The following is a 22,733-nucleotide window of genomic DNA, read 5'->3' on the forward strand; positions in this document are numbered from 1 at the left end:
AAATGTTTATTTAATGCGGCCATATGCCTTATCCAGGTCAACCTTGCTCACCAAAGCATCATACAGACCTTGTATATATTTATTGTCAGCATCTTCCAGTGATGTTTGAGCTTGTGTTACCTCAATACTTGAGCCAACGCCTTGCTGATATTTAACTTTGGCTACGCGTAGAACCTCCTGTGCCAAAATTTGATTACGCTTTTGATTTTCAAGTGATTGTAAGCCATTAATATAAGATACCGCTGCCGTTTTTGCATCCAGATTTAGCGAATTTTTTAAATTGATCAAGTTATTCTGTGATTGCATAACGGAGATCTTAGCTTCCTTTACCTGGTTGCTTCTTTGACCACTGCTAAAAATCGGAACGTTTAAGGATAGGCCGATATAGCTTGAAGGAAAGGAGTTTTTATATAAATTTCCAAAACTATTATCCTGATATGATGCAGCATAATTACCATTAAAGTTCAAAGTGGGTAAATACGCGGCCTTCTTATTTTGAAGAAGAAGTTCATTAACTTTTTTGTCCGTCTCTTGCAGAGCATACTCTATTCTATTATGATAAAAAGTAGTATCCGAACTTAATTCGGCAACGTTATTTTCAAGCTTCACATCTACCAATTTATCTTTTAGCGTCAAATTATATTCAATAGGCATTCCCATCTGAAACTTTAACATCTGATAATTTAATGCGAGGGACCTTACTACGTTTTCACGATCCGTTATCAGGTTGTTGTATTGAACAGTAATGCGATCCACATCAATCTTTTCAACAAAACCTTGTTTATTTTGAGCTGTGGTTTGATCTACTTGCTGTTTTAACTGGGCAATATTGGCATCCAATAATTTTATTTGCTCATCGCTCACCAAAACCTGATAATAGGCCTTTGTTACATTGATGTTTGCATCAATCTTAGTTCGTGTGTAGCTACGCTGGGATAATTCTTTATAAGTTTTTGAAGCCTTTAAACCAACAAAATAACTACCATCAAATATCTTTTGTGTTAAATTAAGTCCCAGATTTGAATTATACTTTACACCAAATTTTATCGGAATAAAAGTACCAGGAGCATTAAAAAACTCCCCTGGCAGCAAAGTTGTCGGAATCTTTAAATAATCGGTAAATGATGCTGTACCACTTATCTGAGGCAAGCCGGTACCTGTTGTTTCTTTAACTTTATATTCAGCAGATTTAACGTCTAAACCAGCATTCAACACTGTGTTTTGATGTTCATAGGCATAATCGACACAATCCTGTACACTAAAGTTATACGTTTGATTATTAGGTGGCGCTTCCTGCGCATAGCTTTTAAATGCTATGGCGCAAAATACAGTTGCCATAAAAAGTAGATGTTTCATTTTATATATTATAGTTGAGTTATTTCTTGTTGCCGATATAAAGTTCAATCTTGTAAATGACAGCCTTATGTCAGCAGTATGTGTTAATCTTCGTGTATATTTTTATATTGATTTAAAAGCTTATATCCTTTAAGCGTACATATTCCATAATTAAAATGGTCTAAAAACTGAACCTGCACCTTCCAGGTATTAAATTCCGATACCGGGAAAATTTCGGTATTAAAGCCAAGCTCCACCTGGTTTACCCGCATGCGTGCAATTATCTTTACGTCAATATCTTTCCGAATGTAACCCTGCTTCATGCCTTTTGTTAAAAGTTCTTCAAGCGTGCTGATCAATATCTCAGCCTTAAACTTCTGAAACTCGGCCCAGGCCTCCGGATGGTACCTTTGCATATCATGAACCACTATTGGGTTTATTCTTGAAAATATATCTTCCGAGCATTTCATCATATTAATCATCTCTTCTATTACATTTTCCGATTTACTAATGATATCGGCCATCTGGTCTTCATCTTCCTTCAGTTTTCTCCTAACTACCGCTGTTACCAAATCATTCTTATCTTTAAAAAACTGGTAGATTGTTTTTTTCGACATACCCAGATGCCTGGCTATATCGTCCATGGTAATGCTCTTAATACCTGCTCTTAAAAACAGGTCTTCGCTGCCGTGTATAATTCTTTCTAACTGACTCATTGACTTTCCGGGTCAAAACTAAGGAAACATTTTTCGATTTCAAAGTTTCCTTTAGAAATTACTTTTACAAGACAAAAGATTCAGAGATATAATTATTGCTTCACAAGTGAGTGGTACTTAATTGTGTTTTGTATATAACAATTAATAATCCTGAAATAGGACATCAATCACTCTGCTTGCTTGAAATATGTGCATCTGCACGTCTAAATCATTACCTTTGCCAAAATTTATAAGAACATGACGCTTACTCCTCTTTCAGCAATTTCACCAATTGATGGACGCTATCGTAATACAACTGCCGACCTTGCTAACTATTTTTCTGAATATGCACTTATTAAATACCGTGTATTTGTAGAAATTGAATATTTCATTGCCTTAGTAGAATATCCTTTGCCACAATTACAGCATTTTGATAAAAATCTGTCAGAAAAGTTACGGGACATTTACAAAAACTTTACCGAAGCTGATGCCGAAAGCATAAAAGAGATTGAGAAAACAACTAATCATGATGTTAAAGCAGTTGAATATTTTATAAAAAAGGAGTTTGATAAATTAGGTCTTGAACCATATAAAGAGTTTATCCATTTCGGGCTTACCTCACAGGATATCAACAACACAGCTATACCATACACTTTTAAGCTGGCTATCAACAATACCTACTATCCGGCCATTGAGGAACTGATTGGTGCATTAAAAAACTACGCCCGTGATTGGGATCAGGTACCCATGCTGGCACATACACACGGACAGCCTGCCTCACCTACGCGTTTGGGAAAAGAGATACAGGTTTACATAGAACGACTGGAAGGTCAGTTGCAATTGTTAAAATCGGTTGCTTACTCTGCAAAATTTGGCGGCGCTACCGGTAATTTCAACGCGCATCACATCGCTTATCCTGGTAAGGATTGGAAAGCTTTTGGGAACCACTTTGTGAATGACATATTAGGCCTGAGCCGTTCGCAGTTTACTACACAGATTGAACATTACGACAACTTTGCCGCACAGTGCGATGCACTGAAAAGGATCAATAATATATTGATTGACCTTGACCGTGATATGTGGACTTACATATCCATGAATTACTTTAAACAAAAGATAAAAGCCGGCGAAGTAGGTTCATCGGCCATGCCGCATAAGGTTAACCCTATTGATTTCGAAAACTCAGAAGGTAACCTTGGGATAGCGAATGCACTGTTTGAACACCTGGCCGCTAAACTTCCTGTATCACGTTTACAGCGCGATTTGACCGACTCTACCGTTTTAAGGAATATTGGTGTGCCAGTAGCTCATACGCTGATTGCTATCAAATCGACGATAAAAGGTTTGAATAAGCTATTATTAAACCAGGATGCTATTAATGCTGATCTGGAAGCTAACTGGCCCGTTGTGGCCGAGGCCATCCAAACCATATTAAGACGTGAGGGTTATCCTAATCCATATGAGGCCCTTAAAGACCTTACGCGCACCAATCAGCAGATTAACGGGCAAACAATAGCAGCCTTTGTTGATACGTTAAATGTAAGCGACACTACAAAACAAGAATTGAAACAAATAACGCCATTAAATTATACGGGGATTTAATTTTTATGCGTAAATTGTTATTCTATCATTTCCCCGTCATAACATTTTAACTATGACTTTTAAATCAAAAAGGTGATTAAATTTGTTTAATTAATCTAAATAGAATTTCCGATGAATATCAACGTATATACAGAATTAACGCCCAACCCGGCAACTATGAAGTTCATAGTGAACAAGTTGCTGATTAATGGCAGTGCGGACTATCCTACAAAGGAAAGCGCCGAAAAATCGCCATTTGCAAAGGAATTATACAAGTTTTCTTTTGTTAACGGTGTTTTCTTTGCCAGCAATTTTGTAACCATCACCAAAACAGAGGGCAGCGAATGGGCAGATGTTGAGCCTATTATGAAAGAGTTTGTAAAAGGCGCGGTTGAATCTGAACTTAAAATACAGCTGGAAGAAGAAGCCACAGAAGCAAACTTTGAAGGTTCGGAAACTGAAGTAAAAATACAGCAGATACTGCATGATTATGTTCGCCCTGCTGTTGAGCAGGATGGCGGTGCTATTTCTTATCGTTCATTTAATGAGGGTGTAGTTACCGTTGAACTACGCGGTTCATGCAGCGGTTGCCCGTCATCAACCGTTACCTTAAAAGCTGGTATAGAAAACCTGCTTAAACGTATGGTGCCGGAAGTTACCGAAGTGGTATCAGAAGCCCTATAAAATATTGACACGAATGCCACGAATCTATTCGAATGGCACGAATGTGAGCTCATAAAAAAGGCCTTAATTTATTCAATATGAATAAATTAAGGCCTTTTTAAACTAGTGCCATTCGAATAAATTCGTGGCATTAGTGCCTACCTGAAATATTTCTGTATAGTAGTAAGTAGTTCCTCAGTTATACTACCGTTAGTTGCCAACAGTTCTCTTGTTTCCAACACTTCATCTCCGCCTTTAAAATTAACTACCTGCCCGCCTGCTTGTTTTACAATAACAATTCCTGCGGCTACATCCCAGGCATTTAAGTTATACTCATAAAAAGCGTCGAACCTGCCGCATGCTGTATAAACCAGGTCAACAGCGGCAGAACCTAAACGCCTGAGACCGTGGCAACTTTTCATCAAATCGGCAAATAGTTCAATATAGACTGCCTGCTTGCCAAAATCATAGTAAGGAAAACCCGTAGCCAGCAAACTGTCGGCCACCTTCTGATTTTTGCTTACCCTGATTTCACGGCCATTTAAATATGCGGGCGTGTCTTTCGAGGCATAAAAGCACTCATCGAGATTTATTTCATAAACCACGCCAGATACCAGCTCGTTATATTCTTTAAGCGCTATACTTACAGAAAATGAAGGTACGCCATGTATAAAATTAGTAGTACCATCCAGCGGGTCAATAATCCAGTTGTACCTTTCACCTACCGTTGTGGTTGTTTTTTCTTCGGTAATAAAGCCCGCTTCCGGCAGTATTTTACGGAGTCCTTCAACAATTCTTTTTTCGGCTGTTTTATCTACGTAAGATACCAGGTCGTTCAGTCCTTTGTATTCTATTTTATCAGGATCAAAAGTTTTCCGTTCCTGCCTGATAAAGTCGCCTGTTTGTTTTGCGACCTCAGTTACCTGACTCGTTATTTTTATGAGTTCCATAGCTTCGTAATGCTAACTTAAATGAAAACACCTTATGTATAAAATAGCTTGCGAAAAACAAACTTAATATAGCCCCTATCCGAGCTACAGGAGGATATATACCAAAATATTGTATAAGTATTTTAATTATAGCCAGATTTGCAAAAAAACCAACTATCGCCACTGAAGTAAAACGCAGAAATTGTTTATAGGGTGACAGGGTTGATTCGGTGAAAACAATATACCGGGTCATCAGAAAATTAACCACCACCCCCATACTAAAGGAAAGAGCTAACGATGCGGTAGAGTTACGCATTGTTAAAGAAAATATCTGATAGGTTGGCTTTGTTAAAAGATTATGATAAAAAAGATAATAAGCAGATACATCAACTAAAAAACCAGCTCCGGCAGATATCAGGAACCTAACCATGTGGTTATTTAACAGTTTATTGTTTTGTACTTTTTTATTAACCATGCTGTAAGCTTGCTGTTTTTTTGTTCCTGTTAAGTCCGTTCACAATTAAAACAGTTCCGCCAACAACCATTAATAACGAAATAAACTCGGCCTGGGTAAAGCTAATGCCAGCAACATGGTATTTTGTATTTACGCGTATCAATTCAATAAAGAAACGTTCAACACCGGCTAATATCATGTAAACACCAAACATTATACCGGCTCCTTTAATACGGTCACGGATACTCCATAATAACCAGAACAACAGCAAACAAACCACAAGCTCATAAAAAGAAGTAGGAAAAACCGGGTATTGCAATTCATGGCAAAATTTACCAACGCAGTTTGGTATAGCGACACCTTCGTCATTTACATTATGAGGAAATTTAAAGGCCCACATCCAATCAGGCGCCCAGCTTAACCATCCCGGTTTTGGAGCGGTATTGGTTATTCCCCAATCTCCGTCGCCCGACATTTGGCAGCCAATACGACCAAGTGCATAAGCCAGCATCATACCAGGGCCGCCAATATCAAGCATATCAAGCGGTTTAATGCCATGCTTATTGGCTATATAAAGTACAGCCCCGCCGCCACAAATTAAACCACCATAAAAAGTTAGTCCGCTAAAGCCTATCAGCATCCCCACCGGATCTTTCATAAACTCGCCCCAGTTCTCCAATGCATTAAATAATTTAGCACCGGCGAAACCAAATACGGCTGCCCATAGCAAAATATTACCCATCAGTTCGTGCGGGTGCACAGTTACTTCTTTAGTGACTGGTTTGGCTTGTTTTTGTTTTTCGCCCTCATGATAAGCCCAGTAGGCTATAGCTATGGCACCTATAATGCCGCCTATCCAGTTGCCGCGCAGGGATAACAAAAAATCCTGTGGACTATCTAAAAGCGCATGATAATTCAGTGCGCAATCAACAAGTTTATAGCCCAAAACAAAGCCGAAAATACCATTGCCAACCAGCTCATTTACTGAAGCTGGATTACCAACAGTTACCGTTTTTTTAAAGGGATGTATTATACCTAACTTCTCTTTCCGCTTAAACTCCTGCGCAAACGCCCAATAGGCCCCCATAAAGGCTATTGCCACAAAAAAACCGAATGTTTGTATAGGTAAAGGGATATTTATACCAAAAAGATATTGCAGAAGCGATGTTATAGTTGGAAACATAGGTTATAGTTTGAAGCGAATATAATGTTTTAATGAACTAATATTTCTTCGCTTTCTGTTATTTCGACGTCACCATCAGGTGAAATATTTGTTAAGTGCACCGTTTTTAGCTCGTTGATCAAAACCGGGTCATACTTGGTTCTTACTTTCACATAATTACGTGTAAACCCATGCATAAAGCCATCTTTAATATCCCCTTCAAATAACACCACTTCGGCTTTATTTAACTGGCCTTCATAAAATGCCCTGCGTTTCTTATCAGACAGGATATGCAGCATTTTGCTCCTCTCGCCGCGGGCCGAACCCGGAACCGCGCCGGTCATCTGGCTGGCCAGTGTATTTTCCCTTTCCGAGTAGGTAAATACGTGCAGGTATGAAACGTTCAGGTCGTTTAAGAAATTATAGGTTTCTATAAAATCTTCTCTTGTTTCACCGGGGAAGCCTACTATAACATCAACACCGATACAGCAATCGGGCATGAGCTCTTTTATCTTGGCCACACGGTTAACGTACAAATCGCGTTTATAACGACGGCGCATTAAACCTAATATTTTATCGGAACCTGACTGTAGCGGAATATGAAAATGCGGCACAAAACGTTTAGAACCAGCCACAAACGCAATAATTTCGTCGGTAAGCAGGTTGGGTTCTATTGATGATATCCTGAAACGATCAATGCCTTCCACTTCGTCAAGAGCTTTAACCAGGTCAAAGAATTTATCTTCACGCTTGCCATTCCTGATGCCAAAATCGCCCAGATTAACACCTGTTAATACAATTTCTTTTACTCCTGAGGCTGCAATTTGCTTAGCCTGTTCCAGTACATTTTCAATGGTATCGCTGCGGCTGCTGCCACGTGCCAGGGGTATGGTACAAAACGTACAGGAATAATCGCAACCATCCTGAACTTTTAAAAAGGTGCGGGTGCGATCGCCAAAGGAATAGGCCGGAACAAACTCATTTGCCTCAGAAACAGGCTGATTATAAACTACGGCCTTCGGTTTTTTAGCAAGATCGGTAATATGATCAATGATCTGGAACTTTTCGGCAGCTCCTAAAACCATGTCAACACCCGGAATCTCGGCTATCTCCTGTGGTTTTAGTTGTGCATAACAACCTACTATGGTAACGTAGGCATTCGGCGATATTTTAAGCGCCTCTTTTACAATCTTTTTGCACTTTTTATCCGCGTTTTCGGTAACTGAACAGGTATTGATCACAAAAACATCGGGGGTATTGGTAAACTCCACCGTATCATAACCCGCCTGGTTAAACAGGCGACCAATAGATGAGGTCTCCGAATAATTAAGCTTACAGCCCAGCGTATAAAAAGCGACTTTCTTATTCATCTTTAAGGGCGCAAAGATAACAATTTTAGATTTATGGATTTAATGGGTTATTGAATTGTGACAATCTCTTCATTTTAACTATAAGCAAGAACTTCCCGCCGAAACTTTTTAAAGTTTTATTTTAACAAAAAACAGACTTTATTGCACTCAAAACCGGTACAAATCGAGCACAAAAATTAAAAAACCGATCAAAAAATTTTCATTTTAACACTTTTAAAAAGCTTTTTCCGAACTTAAAAAAGTATAAACAAAAAAGACGCGAAATGCGTCTCTAATCTATATTTTACTCTTCGTTCCAGCGGTAGCTTTCATGCTCCAACCCTATCAGGTCAATCACACGGTTCACTACGGTCATGGCCAGTTCTTCTATGGTTTTGGGTTTGCTATAGTATGATGGTATAGCCGGACAAATAATACCTCCGGCCGCGGTCACGGTTTCCATGTTGCGGATGTGGATCAGATTGAGCGGCGTGTCTCGCGCTACCAGTATCAGTTTACGGCGTTCTTTTAGTATAACGTCGGCGGCGCGGATTATCAGGTCGTCAGATATGCCGCCGGCTATGCGGCCCAGGGTACCCATGGAGCAAGGTACGATCACCATAGTATCAAACCTGGCTGAGCCGGACGCAAAAGGCGCCATGAAATCATTTTTGGCGTAGAATTTATAATCGTAATTATTAAAATCTTCATTATCAAGCTCAAACCGCCAAACATCTTTGGCATTGTCTGACATTACAACGGCCACTTCGGCTATCTGATCTTGTAACCGGTTTAGTGTTTTTAATAACAGATTGGCATAAATAGCACCGCTGGCACCCGTAATTGCAACTACAATTTTCTTCTTCATGATTACTTCTCCAACAACCCAAACAGGCAAAAGTTACGGGCACAAAAAAGGGTCGAATAACTTGTACCCGACCCTACATCTACCTATGAAAAACATGCCCTTGAGAGGGCAATACAAATGTAATAACAGTTTTTCAATTATTAAACAAATTTGTAAAAATAATTTTACGTTATATTATTGTGAATTTTTCTCTATTAATGTTTGAATAATACCGTCTACCATACCTACACGGGGCACATATATGTATTTAATACCTGCATTTTTCATAACTGTAAGATATATTTCGCATGCGGGGATGATTACGTCGGCACGGTCCTGGTTTAAACCCAGCACATTTATACGGTCTTTCAATGAAAATGAGGTAAGGTAGGTGTATAATGACCGTAATTTGGCAAATGCCAGCGGAGCATCGTTCTCCTCTTCAGACAGTTTGTATAATTTGTTGATATTTCCACCGGTACCTATCCCGGCCAGTTGTTTAAACCCGCGGGTATGCTCGCGTATAAAGTCTTTCATTTCGTTCCAGGTTTCTTCCGTATCCTGGTTGTCGAGTATCCTGATGGTGCCTACGTTGAAAGATTTAGAAGCCATCAACTCGCCGGCTAAAAAAAGAGAAAGCTCTGTGCTGCCGCCGCCTACATCAATATAGAGGTAATTTTTGCTTTTATCAATGTTTTGATCTACATGGCTCGCGTAAATAACTTTTGCCTCCTTTGAGCCATGAATGATTTCCAGGTCAATCCCGGCTTCTTCCTTTATCAGTTTAACTACCTCCTGCCCATTTGTTGCTTCGCGCATGGCCGATGTAGCATAAGCCAGGTAATCGGTCACTTTATAAACATCCATCAGGTTGCGGAAAGCCTGCATTGATTTTACAAGATCGTTGGTTTTTCTTTCGGAAATGTGATGTTGAATAAACGCATCGTCGCCCAGGCGCAACGGCACCCTGATCAGCGTATTTTTTTTAAAGGAAACCGAACCGTTGTTCTCAATAATATCAGCAATAAGGAGCCTTACCGCATTTGAACCTATATCTATAGCCGCGTATCTCAATTTATTTAGTTTTAGTTTTCAGGTAGTTATATATTTCTATTTGCGCACGGTGCGATTCGGCGGAATTAGTTTTGTGATACTTATTGCTATTAAGGCCATTTATTTCGCGGGCCTTGGTATTATCCTGTAGCTGTATATCGATAATGTCTTTTATTTCCTTACGTAATTGTTCGTCATATACCGGAAAACCAACCTCAATACGGTTATCAATATTGCGGGTCATAAAATCAGCCGAGGTAAGATACAGCAATTCGTTACCTCCGTTACAATAAATATGTACCCTGGCATGCTCCAGGTATTTGTCAACTATACTTATTACCTCAATATTTTCACTAAAGCCTTTTTCGCCGGGTATAAGACAGCACATCCCCCTTACAATCATTTTTATTTTAACACCGGCGTTGCTGGCCTGGTATAATTTAGTGATCAGGCTTTCATCGGCAAGGCTGTTCATCTTCAGTATCATATAAGCCTCTTTGCCTGCTTTCGCATTCTTAATTTCGTTATCAATAAGCCTGTAAATGGCCGGCCTTGAATCAATTGGCGATACAATAAGGTTTTTTAAACCTTTAGGCAGCGTGTTTTTATACAGCGCCTTAAAAACAACTACCAAATCATCGGTGATCTTTTTATTTGCTGTAAACAATGTATGATCGGCGTATATTTTGGCGGTTTTCTCGTTAAAATTACCGGTAGATAGGCAGGCATAATGTACCTGCTGACGTTTTTCGATACGGGTAACCAAACATATTTTAGAGTGCACTTTGTAGCCAGCAACACCATATAGCACGTTTACCCCCTCTTCCTCCAGCCTGTTGCTCCAGAAAATATTATTTTGCTCGTCGAAACGCGCCCTCAACTCAACCAGGCAGTTTACTTTTTTGCCGTTTTTAGCGGCGTTGATGAGTGCGTGTATCACCATTGAATTTTCGGCAAGCCGGTAAACCGCAATACTGATTTCTCTTACTTTGGGATCGATAGCGGCTTCGCGTAAAAAATGGATCACATAATCAAACGACTGGTATGGCGTACTTACCATATAATCGCGCTTAGCTATCAGGCCAATTAAACTTTTACCAAACGAAAGATCGTCAACAGGCAATGCAGCGTATTTGCTATACTCCAGTTCGGCCCGGCCAACGTTAGGGAACGATATAAAATTCTTGAAATTATGATACCTGTTGCCGGGGATAAGGCTTTCGCCATGCAAGCCCATCTTGTTTACCAGGTACTTTAGCATATCCATAGGCATATCGGTATCATAAAGCAAACGCATAGGTTTACCTTTTTTCCGCTTTTGCAAACTTTTGGCTAATGAATCAATAAACTTATCGCTCACCTCCTTGTCCAGGTCAAGCTCCGCGTCGCGGGTAAGCTGCAGGGAATAAGCTTCGATACTGTCGTGATTAAAAATGAAGAATATATCTTCCAAACTGTACCGGATAATATCGTCAAGCAAGATAATAAACTTCAGGTTATTGGTTTCGGGCAGTACGATGAACCGCGACAGGTTGTCGGGAAATTCAATAAGCGCGAACCTGGATTTATTATTTTTGGTGAGCTTTACAAAAAAGTAAATGGCGCGGTCGCGCAGCTCCGGCAAAGGCAGCGTGTCGTCGAGCATAATAGGCACCAGGGTTGCCAAAAGCTTTTCCCTGAAATAGCTTTTAACAAACGCCCCACGTGTTACGTTTAGCTGCTTATCGTTTAGCAAAAATATCTTCTCTTCGGCAAGCTGCTTAACAATGATATTCTCGTACAGGTTATTGAACTTACGCTCCTGCCTTACTACTATATTTTTTATTTGGTTCAGGATCTTTTTGGGGTTGTATCCCAGTATCTCCTTTGATTTTTCGTTCAGGGCGGCCAAACGACTTAGCGTTGCTACTCTTACACGATAAAACTCATCCAGGTTGGATGAAAATATAGCCAAAAAACGCACCCGTTCAATTAGCGGAACAGTTGGGTCGGCAGCTTCCTGTAAAACTCTGTCGTTAAAATATAACCAACTAATCTCTCTGTTTATTAAGGGGACCTGTTTATCCATATATATTGGCCGGCTCGGGCTCACTTTTACAAAACTGCTTATTTATTTGTTAACTTAATATTAACTCATTGGTATTTATACAGTTTTTATTCACCATTAATTATTACAATATACGGATAGTTCATGGATCATTATTGATATTGGTAGTTCATGGTTCATAGACCAAAATATAGTGTATATAGCCGTGCATCAATCATAACCTATGAACCATATACTATGATCCATGAACGTTATGCTATGAACTCTGTTTCTAATACATTAGTTTTGTAAACATTATAAACTCATTTACTTATGCCAACATTTGATATAGTAAGCAAGATAGACGGGCAAACCCTTGACAATGCTATCAATACTGCAAAAAAGGAAATACTGAACCGGTACGACTTTAACGACTCCAAAAGCACTATTGACCTGGATAAAAAAACCAACCTGATTACCATTGTTACCGAAAACGACATGCGTTTAAAGGCTATTCAGGACTCCATTATCAGCCGTATGGTAAAACAGCACCTTGACCCCAAAGCACTGGATGATGGCAAGGAGCAATATGCATCTGGCAATATGATACGCAAGGAAATAAAAATTAAGGAAGGCGTTGATAAAGAAGCTGCCAAAAAAATAGTTAAAAAGATAAAAGATAGCGGCCTCAAAGTACAGGCTTCTATTATGGACGACCAGGTACGTGTTCAGGGTAAAAAGATTGACGACCTGCAAGCTGTGATTGCCCTTTGCCGCAGCGAAGACTTTGGCCAGCCGCTGCAGTATATTAATATGAGGGATTAACATACCGCATAATAAAGGGTCTGTCATGGAGCTTGTCGAAGGATTGCACGGAAAGGCCTGTTTCCTATGCTTCGACAAGCTACCCATGACATAATAATTTAAGCAGGCACAAGTTCCATATTTAATTCAAGGGCGAGTCTTTCTAATCGCCTTTGTTTCTGTTCTTTAAGAATGTTCTCATACGAGTGAAGGCCCTTCTCTACAAAGTCGGCGCCTTTTACGATTAAACGCCAGTATTGAGCAGCCAGTTTTCTGGCTGTAGCTTTAATAGCTATCGCGGGGCCTTTTCTACCCCTTAATCTTCTTGCAAATGAACCCCAGCCGATATACTTGCTGTTCAATAATCCATGGGCCATCTGTTTGAATATTTGCCCAACGGTCGGCTTACCCTTGCTTTTACTTTTGTTTTTCTTTCCTGAACGGTCATGCCCCGGCGATAAACCAAGCCAACTGGTGAAATGTTTTTCACTTGGCCATCGGCTAAGATCCGAACCTACCTCTGTGTATAACTGTAACCAGTTGTAATCTGTAATACCCGGGAGTTTGGTCGCGTCTTTACCATCAAATATTTTCAACAAGTGATCCCCCAGATTATCGATATTAGGTTTGTTGTGACGGATCGCTTTGCGTTTCCCGCCGCTTATTCCCGGCGGTAGGCTCTTGTCCCTGTTGATCCGCTGTAAAACACTATCAATCTGACTGTCGCATTCCTGTATCTGACCCTGATAAAAACCATAGCCCTTATAGGCCTGACCCAAGGCAAAAAGCCCCTGGGCTGTATAATGGCCCTGCAAGGCCTTCAATAGTTCTTCTCCTTTATTCTCCCTGATCTTTTTATGGCACAGTGAAAACAACTTAGCAGGATCACGCTCACCCTGCAGTATCGCATCGATCAACGCCATGCCGCTTACTCCATGGACCTGGCTTAATACCTCCGGCAAACGGATATTCATTTCTATCAGTGCCTTCTGCATGTGTTGAACATGCATGGCCGCACTCCGAAGGTGATCCTCCCGAAGACGCTGATAACTACGCAATTCTTTGATATGCCCCTCTGAAACATAACAGCGGTTCAGTAAACCATAGCTATGCAACTGCTGTATCCACTGGCAATCCTTTACATCTGTTTTTCTGCCTGGTAACTGCCGTGTCTGCCGACCGTCAACAAGCCACACATCTAATCCCGCATCCAAAAGAATATCATAAAGCACATACCAGTAAACTCCTGTCGCTTCCATGGCTACCGTACTTACTTTATGCTCCAATAAATAATGCTTAAGTGATTCCAGATCACTGGTGAAAGTTTCAAACGAACGAACCGGCTGACCTTCAAGCCCCACGAATAGCTTACGGGCGCCTATATCTATGCCCGCTGCATGAAAATGCATCTTTTTCATCCTTATATCCTTTTTTAAGAAGCCGTGCCTGAAGGAGTTTAAAGAAAAGACAGGCTACCCATCGGACAAATCACTCTTGTAAGGATCGTACCATACCTTCAGACTCTATGCTTCAGAACCATACTCAGCAACAGGCAATAAGCACTATAACTTGATCGGACACACTGCACGGCTCAGCAAAGCTATGTCATTTCTCCTTCAGAGGCCAAGGATTTAATCACTCAGCATGACAGCCATACAAAAAGAGACGCATGTAATGTGTCTCTTTTATTTTGATATTTTAAATAGGTTTTACCCCGCTACTTCAACTTCTTTAACTTCATTAGGGCGACCATTTTTGAAAGCCTTGCGCGGTGATAGTCCCAGCAATTCAAACATAGCCATATCGGTATCAAATGATGGGTTTGGTGTGGTAAGCAATTTTTCACCTGCGAAGATGGAATTAGCCCCTGCCATAAAGCAGAATGCCTGTTCTACCACACTCATTTCGGTGCGGCCGGCTGATAAACGCACTACGGTTTTTGGCATAATGATACGGGTGGTAGCAATCATGCGCACCATATCCCAAACAGATACTCTTGGCTGATCGGCCAGCGGGGTTCCCTGCACAGGTACCAGCGCGTTAATTGGCACCGATTCCGGGTGTTTAGGCAGATTTGACAGCGTTTTAAGCATAGAAATGCGATCTTCTACTGTTTCGCCTAAACCGATAATACCACCGCTGCATACTGTAATTTTTGCCTTACGCACATGCTCCAGTGTTTTAAGGCGTTCATCGTACGTACGGGTGGTGATAATACGCTTATAGTCTTCTTCTGAGGTATCAAGATTGTGGTTATAAGCATACAGCCCTGCATCGGCCAAACGTTGCGCCTGGCCCTCGGTAAGCATGCCCAGTGTGCAACAAACTTCCATATCAAGCTCATTAACCGCTTTAACCATATCAATTACCTTGTCAAAATCGCGGTTATCACGTACTTCGCGCCATGCTGCACCCATACACAACCTTGAAGCGCCACCTGCCTTTGCCTTTTCAGCCGCGGCAATAACCTCGTCTTTAGGCATCATGGCATGCACATTAACACCGGTGTTGTAACGGGCAGCTTGCGGACAATACGCACAGTCTTCAGAGCAGCCACCGGTTTTTATGGAGATCAGCGAACTGATCTGCACTTCGGCATAATCCTTATTTTCACGGTGTATGGTTGCCGCCTTGTAAACAAGATCAAGCAGTGGTGTATGATATATTTCAGCTATTTCTTCTTTCGTCCAGTTGTATCTTACCTCAGTCATTCTGTTCTAATTTTGATGGTTCAAATTTATAATAAAACCTTGATTGCAAAAGAGTGCAATTCAAAATGCTGTTTTGGGGCGAAGTTTAGCATATCGGAGTAGACTCACCCCGCCTGCGCTCCGCTGGGCGGCCCTCTCTCCGCCTGCGGCGCAAAGAGGGTTGTAAATCTCGAAACGCGTCATTGCTTCGTACCTCAATGACGCGTTTTTATTTATTTTAATCCTCCCACTCTCTTTGCGGCGAAACCGTAGAGAGTGGTCGAGCGCAGCGATTACCGGGTGAGCCAATACCGCGCTACTCTTATCATTGATGCAGCAACAGCTTTGTCGCCAGCCAAAGCGGTAGTAAAAACCCAATACAATCTGTAAAGGTGGTAATAATTATAGACGATGCCACAGCCGGGTCAACCCCGATCCGTTTTAATATTAATGGGATAGACGCGCCGGTTAATCCCGCGATGATGAGGTTGCCGGTCATTGCTAAAAACAACACCAAACCCAGCATGGGGTTAGCATCATAAAAAAAAGCGACTATAAAAACTATCAAACCATTGGCGCCTCCGTTAATCATACCTACCAAAAACTCTTTCAGCACGGTATTGTAAGCCTGCTTATCGGTAAGGTCGCTTAGCGATATACGCCTTACAGTTACAGCCAGGGCCTGTGTAGCAGCGTTTCCGCCCATGCCGGCAATGATAGTCATATAAGCCGAAATAATGGAAAGCTTGGCTACAGTGGAGTCGAAATTACGGATGATGGATGCCGCTAAAAACGCCGTGCCCAAATTGATCACCAGCCAGGGTAAACGGCTTTTTACCGCATCCTGCCAGTTACCGCTCAGTTCCTCATCTTCAGATACACCTGATATTTTCAATATATCCTCGGTGTTCTCCTCCTCCATTACGTCGATGATGTCATCTACTGTAACCCGGCCCAACAGCTTCATATCATCATTCACCACCGGGATACTGGTGAGGTTGTACTGGGATATTAACCGGGCAACTTCTTCCTGGTCAACATCGGCCTTTACGTATACAAAATTGGTTTGCACCAGGTCGTTCACCCGGGCATCGGCCCTTGCCTTGATAACCGTTTTTATAGATAGTATGCCCATCAGTGTGTCGAGGTCATCAACTACATAAATGGTATAAAGCTCCTCCATCTCTTCAGACTGGTGGATGATCTCATCTAACGCTCCTTTTTTATTAAGATTGATGTTAACCTTAATAATGTCGGAGTTCATCAAACCACCCGCAGTATCTTCATCATAGCTCAAAAGTGCACGGATACTGCTGGCATCCTCCTGGTCAATGTCCTTTAATATTTCATGCTGCTGTTCTTCGTCAAGCTGCGAAATAATATCGGTCGCGTCATCATAGTCAAGCTCTTCAACAATCTCCGAACGTTTTTCGGGATGCAAGTTCACCAGCAATTCTTCGGGGTGATGCTCCTCTGCCATTTCAGAAATCACTTCAGACGCGACATCGGTAGGCAGGATATTGATGATGCGTTCTTTGGCTTCCTGCGGAAGTTTTTCAAACAATATGGCAATCTCAGAGGCGTGATACCCCTGCAGAACTTTCTCTAACTCAGCATCATCGCCCTCAAGTGCAGTTTTTATACGGAGCAGGTCGGTTTTATTTATTTCAAAAGATTGCATACCCGACTAAAATAATGATTTATGCCGCAAATATGGAATTAAAAAGGCATTATTAACCTATTATAAACGATTATAAACTATAATCATATTTAACGCTAACGCCGTCCACCTTGTTCATTTTCATGATGGTTTGTTCTACCTGGGTTTTGCGGACAGATACCTGTATTGTACAGCTATTATCAAACTGCTGATGCAAAATGACGAGGTTATCGTCCTTTACGATGCGCATTACATCGTTCATTTGCAGGTAATCAAATGTGATAGTATAAATATCGTTAACTGTTTTACTGATAACAGCTGCCTGGTTAAGAGCTTCCTCTGTAGCCGCTTTATAGGCGTTAATTAAACCGGGGACACCCAATAGTGTACCGCCAAAATAACGCACTACAACTACCAGGATATTGGTTAAATCGCTGGAGAGTAATGTGTTAAGTATCGGCCGGCCTGCTGTGCCAGAAGGTTCGCCATCATCATTAACCCTAAATACTGAACGGTCAATACTTAAACGCATGGCCCAGCAATGATGATTGGCCTTGGGGTGTTCTGCCTTTAGCCTGGCTATAATAGCCTTGATATCATTTTCAGAGTTTATGGGATAAGCATACCCGAGGAATTTGCTGCCGCGGTCTCGAAATATGCTTTCGGTTGGTTTTTCAATAGTTCTGTAAGTATCGTCGAAAAGCATTAAAACAGATTAAAAATGAAGGAATCCAAACGTTTTCGGAAAGTATATGACAACTATGGCCAATACAGCCACCGCAATGCCTACTTTATTAAGCGTACTTAATTTCTCTTTAAATATAAACACCCCGATAAATGTCCCTACTATAATTACCCCAATGTTCATAGACGAGAATACCGCCGACGGACTATCGGCCAGCTTTTGGTGGGCCTTTAAATAAAACAGTATGTTACCAAAGTTAGCTACACCCAATATCCAGCCGATAAGGATATGCGGCCAGGAGAATTTTGTTTTCTTGGTAACTATCTGGTATATCAGCGTAATCATGCACAGCACGAAAGCCAGTATAAAAATCACAAAGATAGCCGCCGTAAATGGCACATTGCTAACCCTGGTTATTTGTTTTAAAAGCACATCTATAACGCCGAAACCCAAAAACACCGCCAGCAAATAAACCCATGAGTTTCTTGCAACACGGCTGCGGGCCGCGTTTTGCCACTGGACAGAGCATATAATTGCAACAAACGCCAGCGCCACACCGATAATCTTGATCAGATCTTTTGATTCATCAAATAAAAAGAACGCTGCCAAAATGGGAATAAACAACGACAGGCGCTGGGCTACATCAGTACGTACTATACCCGCCACTCTTACTGATACAGCCATAATTACAAATAGCAACGGAAACAGTATGCCAAGTGCAAGGTAATTATAAACAGGCGCATCATTAAGATTGGTGAGCTGAGGCCTGAAGAAAACCCACGTAAGCAATATAGCCATAGAGTAATTCCAGGTAATGGCCTGAAAAATATCAATATGGTAACGCTTGGCCAGTTTCAGCAAAACAGAAACTACAACACTGCAGCAAATACTTAAAAAAACATATAGCATTATATAATTGGCTTGTTATATACAATTTGCAGGCGGTCATCGCCCGACGGAATTTCTTCGGCAATTATACCTGTTATTTGTGGGGCTTTTATACCCTTTTCTAAAACATTTTTTCCTGTAAAAACTCGGGCCTCGTCCCAAAGGTTTGCTTCAATAAAAGCTTGCAGGGTGCGGGCTCCGCCTTCAATAATAACGGATTGTATGTCTTGAAGATATAACTGGTATAAAATATATTGGGGTACGTAGCGGTCAAAGTCTTCCAGGGCTATGTACCTGTTTTTACCGTCCACATCAAACTTTACCTCATTAAATATAAGTGTTTCAACCGATTGATCAAATATATTTAAGTCTTTATTTAACTCCAAACGTCTGTCAATCACAACCCTCCGGGGGGATTTGCCTTCCCAATATCGTACATTTAATTGCGGATTATCAATAGCTGCAGTGTTTTTGCCAACCAGTATGGCGTCCTCTTCGCTGCGCCATTTATGCACCAGCCTGCGCGATTGTTCCCCGGTAATCCAAAGCTGGCTGCCATCAGCGGGGGCAAAAAAGCCATCGTTGGTTTGCGCCCATTTTAATATAATATATGGCCTGTGTTTTTGCACACGGGTAAAAAACCGGCGGTTGAGCCATTGGCATTCCTCTTCCAATACCCCGGTAATTACCTCAATGCCAGCAGCTTTTAGTTTCTCGATGCCTTTGCCATCAACCTGCTCAAACGGGTCGCGGCAACCTACAACCACTAAAGGTATCTGGTGCTTGATGATGAGATCGGCACAGGGCGGTGTTTTACCATAGTGTGCACAGGGCTCTAACGAAACATATATTGCAGCCTGCTTTAACAGTTCGGCAGCGTTATCAAATTTGCTGATAACCTGGTTTATGGCGTTCACTTCGGCATGCGCCTGGCCATACTGCTGATGATAGCCCTCACCTATTATCCTGCCATCATGCACTACCACTGCGCCCACCATCGGGTTTGGGCTTACCTGCCCGGCACCCAACTGAGCAAGCTCAATACAGCGCTGCATATATTTTTCATGTTTAACCATGCTGCAAAAGTAGCTTTTATGTTACTTTGTTGCATGATTACCATTAAGGATGTTTTTGAAGATTACAAACTACTGAACAAAGTTTATGAAGCCAACGAGGTAGAAGCCATCACCCTACTGGCCATCAGCGAAATAAGCAATTTATCAAAAGCATACATTAAAGCATTTCCGGAAAAGGAGCTTAATAACGATCAGGCTTTAAAATTAAAGGACACCCTCAACAGACTGCAAACCGGTGAGCCTATCCAGTATATTTTAGGACGGACTGAATTTTACGGACTGCCCTTTTTGGTAAACTCATCCGTGCTTATTCCCCGGCCCGAGACAGAAGAATTGGTTGAGTGGATACTTTATTCTTTAGGCGAAAGGCAAAAGGAAGACGAAAGGCAAAAGGCGAAAGGCGAAAGGTTTGGGAAACAAGCTGAAAACAACATTCTTGATATTGGTACCGGCAGCGGTTGTATAGCCATCAGTTTGAAGAAGAACTTGCCTGGTGCCCGGGTTTCGGCTATTGATATTTCTGAAAGCGCATTGCAAACCGCTAAGGCAAATGCTGAATTGAATGAAGTTGATGTAAATTTTATAAATGTCGATATTTTAGATCCACAACTCAAAACTCAAAACTCAAAACTCTCCATTTACAACATCATTGTAAGCAACCCGCCTTACGTTACATTAGACGATAAAAAGCAAATGCACAGCAACGTGACTGATTTCGAGCCGCATACAGCCCTGTTTGTTCCTGAGCATGACCCGCTTGTGTTTTATAAAGCCATTACCGACTTCGCTTTGCTGAACCTGGTACCTGGCGGCCTGTTGTTTTTTGAGATCAATGAAAATTTTGGCAATGAAACAATGGAGATGTTAAATACCAGGGGGTTTAGGGATGTAATGGTAAGAAAAGACATGAGCGGCCGGGACCGTATGATTAAAGCTCAAAGACCATAGATAACCTCAGTAGTAAACTGTTTGTTAATTAGTTATATATGATTTGCTCAATGATTTTATAGTGCTGATACCTGCTTATATCGTTATTCACCGCGATCTTTAATTTCAGCTTGTTTTTTTCAAAAAGCATTTTCTTTTTAATTGAGGGCAGATTATCTTCCATTATTAAACCTAAATCGTTTTCAGCCTCTGATATGGTTTCAACCGAGGGTTGGAATATCTTATCACTGATGCAAAACAGCTGTTCAACCACGCCATCGTAACGCTCCAGAAGAATTTGAAGCATATAGGCATTGCTTATGGAATAATTGCCCAAATCGTTAAATAAAACCTTCAATTCATTTAATTCTGTTAGATAATCTGCCATGATATATTAGTCTTTGGCCTAATATACCAATGCTAATGCCACAACTTTGTTACACTAAAAACACGTGTTTGTTAATTAAATTTTTGAAATCTGAGCAAATTTCGCCTCAATAAGGGGAAATTAAAATGCCCGATATCCCTGTATCTGAACCTAATGCCGGGGGTGGAACTGGCTAATGGTGCTTTTGAGGTATTCCCTGTCAAGGTGGGTATAAATTTCGGTGGTGGTGATGCTTTCATGCCCCAGCATTTCCTGTACGGCTCTTAAATCGGCGCCACCCTCAACCAAATGCGTTGCAAATGAATGCCTGAAAGTGTGCGGGCTTACGGTTTTCTTTAAACCGGTAATTTCAACCAGCTCCTTTATCATCAGAAATATATAAACACGGCTTAGCCTTGTCCCTCTCCTGTTTAAAAAAACAATATCCTCCTCACCCTTTTTTATGTCAACATGTACGCGCACATTTTCAATCCATATTTTGAGGGCCTTGATCGCTTCGGCACCTATAGGCACCAGCCGTTCTTTATTTCCTTTACCTGTTACTTTTATGAATTCAATATCAAGGTAAAGGTTTGAGAGTTTAAGTTCCGTAAGTTCCGATACCCGCAAACCACTGCCATAAAGGGTTTCCAGGATGGCTTTATTGCGTGCCCCCTCTGGTTTGGATAAATCAATAGCGGCTATCAGTTTATTAATATCCTGGTAGCTCAATGTATCCGGGAGCTTGCGTTGTATCTTGGGCGATTCCAATAATTCGGAAGGATCTGCCTTTATAATATCCTCCATGAGCAGGTATTTATAAAAAGCTTTTATGCCCGATAGTATCCGCGCCTGCGATGAGGGGATCATGCCCAGTTCGTTTATCCAGCCGATAAACTGGCGCAAATTACTTAAAGTAATTGTTTCAGGTTTTAACTTAATTATTTGAAAATTAGAAAATTGACATAATTTTTCTATATCCCTACCGTAAGATTCAATGGAGTTATCGGCAAGCGATTTCTCTAACTTCAAATAGGCCTGAAAACCTTTTATTGCCGAACGCCACTCCAATTGATTTTACTTTTAATGATTTATAGTTAAGTTTGAACTAATGAATATACAAATTATAAACGGCCCTAATTTAAACCTGCTTGGCGTACGCGAAAAATCAATTTATGGTAATACCAGCTTTGATACTTTCCTGGAAGAATTACGTAAGCGCTATCCAGCCATTACCCTCAGCTATTACCAAAGTAATGTGGAAGGCGAAATTATAAATAAACTGCATGAAATTGGTTTTAGTTACGATGGAATTGTAATGAACGCGGGCGCATACACCCACACTTCCATTGCCATTGCCGATGCTATTGCCGCTATAAATACTCCCGTTATTGAGGTGCATATTTCAAATGTGCACAAACGCGAGGAGTTCAGGCACAAATCGATGCTGGCTGCTAACTGCAAGGGAGTGATAGCCGGTTTTGGTATGGACTCCTACCGCCTGGCTATTGAAAACTTTTTGACCGCATAATTTGCATATAT

At 41.1% G+C, this 22,733-nt stretch carries 22 protein-coding genes; 5 read left to right on the forward strand and 17 right to left on the reverse strand.

Annotated elements, in window-relative coordinates; translation table 11 throughout:
- Positions 1-6 precede the first annotated feature (6 nt).
- Positions 7-1,404 carry a TolC family protein gene (locus SNE25_RS21645; RefSeq protein WP_321561091.1) on the reverse strand — a complete coding sequence of 466 codons (1,398 nt, stop codon included), beginning with the start codon at positions 1,402-1,404 and terminating at the stop codon, positions 7-9.
- Between the two features lie 35 nt (positions 1,405-1,439).
- The gene (locus SNE25_RS21650) at positions 1,440-2,051 is read right to left on the reverse strand and encodes a TetR/AcrR family transcriptional regulator (protein ID WP_321561092.1); all 612 of its coding nucleotides are present in this window, start codon (positions 2,049-2,051) and stop codon (positions 1,440-1,442) included.
- A gap of 237 nt (positions 2,052-2,288) precedes the next feature.
- Here SNE25_RS21650 and purB point away from each other — a divergent pair, with 237 nt between their 5' ends.
- Complete coding sequence (gene purB, locus SNE25_RS21655; protein ID WP_321561093.1) at positions 2,289-3,632, forward strand: adenylosuccinate lyase; 1,344 nt, start codon at positions 2,289-2,291, stop codon at positions 3,630-3,632.
- A 111-nt stretch (positions 3,633-3,743) separates the two neighbouring features.
- Positions 3,744-4,295 carry a NifU family protein gene (locus tag SNE25_RS21660; RefSeq protein WP_321561094.1) on the forward strand — a complete coding sequence of 184 codons (552 nt, stop codon included), beginning with the start codon at positions 3,744-3,746 and terminating at the stop codon, positions 4,293-4,295.
- Positions 4,296-4,432: 137 nt separating this feature from the next.
- Here the strand turns inward: SNE25_RS21660 and SNE25_RS21665 are convergent, their stop codons facing one another.
- The 7 genes from SNE25_RS21665 to ppk1 form a co-directional block, all read right to left on the reverse strand.
- Complete coding sequence (locus tag SNE25_RS21665) at positions 4,433-5,224, reverse strand: inositol monophosphatase family protein (RefSeq protein ID WP_321561095.1); 792 nt, start codon at positions 5,222-5,224, stop codon at positions 4,433-4,435.
- On the reverse strand, positions 5,190-5,678 hold the full coding sequence (locus SNE25_RS21670; protein ID WP_321561096.1) for a GtrA family protein: 489 nt from the start codon (positions 5,676-5,678) through the stop codon (positions 5,190-5,192). The genes SNE25_RS21665 and SNE25_RS21670 overlap by 35 nt, the downstream gene beginning before the upstream one ends.
- A complete protein-coding gene (locus SNE25_RS21675) occupies positions 5,671-6,840 on the reverse strand; it encodes a prolipoprotein diacylglyceryl transferase (protein ID WP_321561097.1) in 1,170 nt (389 codons plus the stop codon). Before SNE25_RS21675 ends, SNE25_RS21670 begins: the two co-directional genes overlap by 8 nt.
- 29 nt (positions 6,841-6,869) lie before the next feature.
- On the reverse strand, positions 6,870-8,189 hold the full coding sequence (gene mtaB, locus SNE25_RS21680; RefSeq protein ID WP_321561098.1) for a tRNA (N(6)-L-threonylcarbamoyladenosine(37)-C(2))-methylthiotransferase MtaB: 1,320 nt from the start codon (positions 8,187-8,189) through the stop codon (positions 6,870-6,872).
- A gap of 283 nt (positions 8,190-8,472) precedes the next feature.
- Positions 8,473-9,036: a UbiX family flavin prenyltransferase gene (locus SNE25_RS21685; protein WP_321561099.1), complete on the reverse strand. Its 564-nt coding sequence runs from the start codon at positions 9,034-9,036 to the stop codon at positions 8,473-8,475.
- Positions 9,037-9,210: 174 nt separating this feature from the next.
- Positions 9,211-10,089, reverse strand: coding sequence for a Ppx/GppA phosphatase family protein (locus SNE25_RS21690; protein WP_321561100.1), 879 nt, complete (start codon positions 10,087-10,089; stop codon positions 9,211-9,213).
- 1 nt (position 10,090) lies between these two features.
- Positions 10,091-12,136, reverse strand: coding sequence for a polyphosphate kinase 1 (ppk1, locus tag SNE25_RS21695; protein WP_321561101.1), 2,046 nt, complete (start codon positions 12,134-12,136; stop codon positions 10,091-10,093).
- 291 nt (positions 12,137-12,427) lie between these two features.
- Here ppk1 and SNE25_RS21700 point away from each other — a divergent pair, with 291 nt between their 5' ends.
- Positions 12,428-12,919 carry a YajQ family cyclic di-GMP-binding protein gene (locus tag SNE25_RS21700; RefSeq protein ID WP_321561102.1) on the forward strand — a complete coding sequence of 164 codons (492 nt, stop codon included), beginning with the start codon at positions 12,428-12,430 and terminating at the stop codon, positions 12,917-12,919.
- A 98-nt stretch (positions 12,920-13,017) separates the two neighbouring features.
- Here SNE25_RS21700 and SNE25_RS21705 read toward each other — a convergent pair whose 3' ends face one another.
- From SNE25_RS21705 to ribD, 6 genes are all read right to left on the reverse strand, one after another.
- Positions 13,018-14,316 (reverse strand): IS110 family RNA-guided transposase, encoded by a 1,299-nt coding sequence (locus SNE25_RS21705; protein WP_321561103.1) that lies wholly within the window; start codon positions 14,314-14,316, stop codon positions 13,018-13,020.
- 291 nt (positions 14,317-14,607) lie between these two features.
- On the reverse strand, positions 14,608-15,609 hold the full coding sequence (bioB, locus tag SNE25_RS21710) for a biotin synthase BioB (RefSeq protein WP_321561104.1): 1,002 nt from the start codon (positions 15,607-15,609) through the stop codon (positions 14,608-14,610).
- 304 nt (positions 15,610-15,913) lie between these two features.
- On the reverse strand, positions 15,914-17,269 hold the full coding sequence (gene mgtE / locus SNE25_RS21715; protein WP_321561105.1) for a magnesium transporter: 1,356 nt from the start codon (positions 17,267-17,269) through the stop codon (positions 15,914-15,916).
- Positions 17,270-17,339: 70 nt separating this feature from the next.
- On the reverse strand, positions 17,340-17,954 hold the full coding sequence (locus SNE25_RS21720) for an IMPACT family protein (RefSeq protein WP_321561106.1): 615 nt from the start codon (positions 17,952-17,954) through the stop codon (positions 17,340-17,342).
- A gap of 9 nt (positions 17,955-17,963) precedes the next feature.
- Entirely contained in the window at positions 17,964-18,842 is an 879-nt protein-coding gene (locus SNE25_RS21725) for an EamA family transporter (protein ID WP_321561107.1), read from the reverse strand.
- Positions 18,842-19,897: a bifunctional diaminohydroxyphosphoribosylaminopyrimidine deaminase/5-amino-6-(5-phosphoribosylamino)uracil reductase RibD gene (gene ribD, locus SNE25_RS21730; protein WP_321561108.1), complete on the reverse strand. Its 1,056-nt coding sequence runs from the start codon at positions 19,895-19,897 to the stop codon at positions 18,842-18,844. The genes SNE25_RS21725 and ribD overlap by 1 nt, the downstream gene beginning before the upstream one ends.
- A gap of 33 nt (positions 19,898-19,930) precedes the next feature.
- On the opposite strand from ribD, the gene prmC reads away from it, so the two are divergent.
- Entirely contained in the window at positions 19,931-20,845 is a 915-nt protein-coding gene (gene prmC / locus SNE25_RS21735; protein ID WP_321561109.1) for a peptide chain release factor N(5)-glutamine methyltransferase, read from the forward strand.
- A gap of 28 nt (positions 20,846-20,873) precedes the next feature.
- On the opposite strand, the gene SNE25_RS21740 is transcribed toward prmC, so the two are convergent.
- Both SNE25_RS21740 and xerD read right to left on the reverse strand, forming a co-directional pair.
- The gene (locus SNE25_RS21740) at positions 20,874-21,212 is read right to left on the reverse strand and encodes a hypothetical protein (RefSeq protein WP_321561110.1); all 339 of its coding nucleotides are present in this window, start codon (positions 21,210-21,212) and stop codon (positions 20,874-20,876) included.
- A gap of 150 nt (positions 21,213-21,362) precedes the next feature.
- Positions 21,363-22,262 (reverse strand): site-specific tyrosine recombinase XerD, encoded by a 900-nt coding sequence (xerD, locus tag SNE25_RS21745; protein WP_321561111.1) that lies wholly within the window; start codon positions 22,260-22,262, stop codon positions 21,363-21,365.
- 40 nt (positions 22,263-22,302) lie between these two features.
- Between xerD and aroQ the strand changes: the two genes are divergently transcribed.
- Positions 22,303-22,722, forward strand: coding sequence for a type II 3-dehydroquinate dehydratase (aroQ, locus tag SNE25_RS21750; protein WP_321561112.1), 420 nt, complete (start codon positions 22,303-22,305; stop codon positions 22,720-22,722).
- Positions 22,723-22,733 lie beyond the last annotated feature (11 nt).

The sequence above is a fragment of the Mucilaginibacter sabulilitoris genome (assembly GCF_034262375.1).
GTDB lineage: Bacteria > Bacteroidota > Bacteroidia > Sphingobacteriales > Sphingobacteriaceae > Mucilaginibacter > Mucilaginibacter sabulilitoris.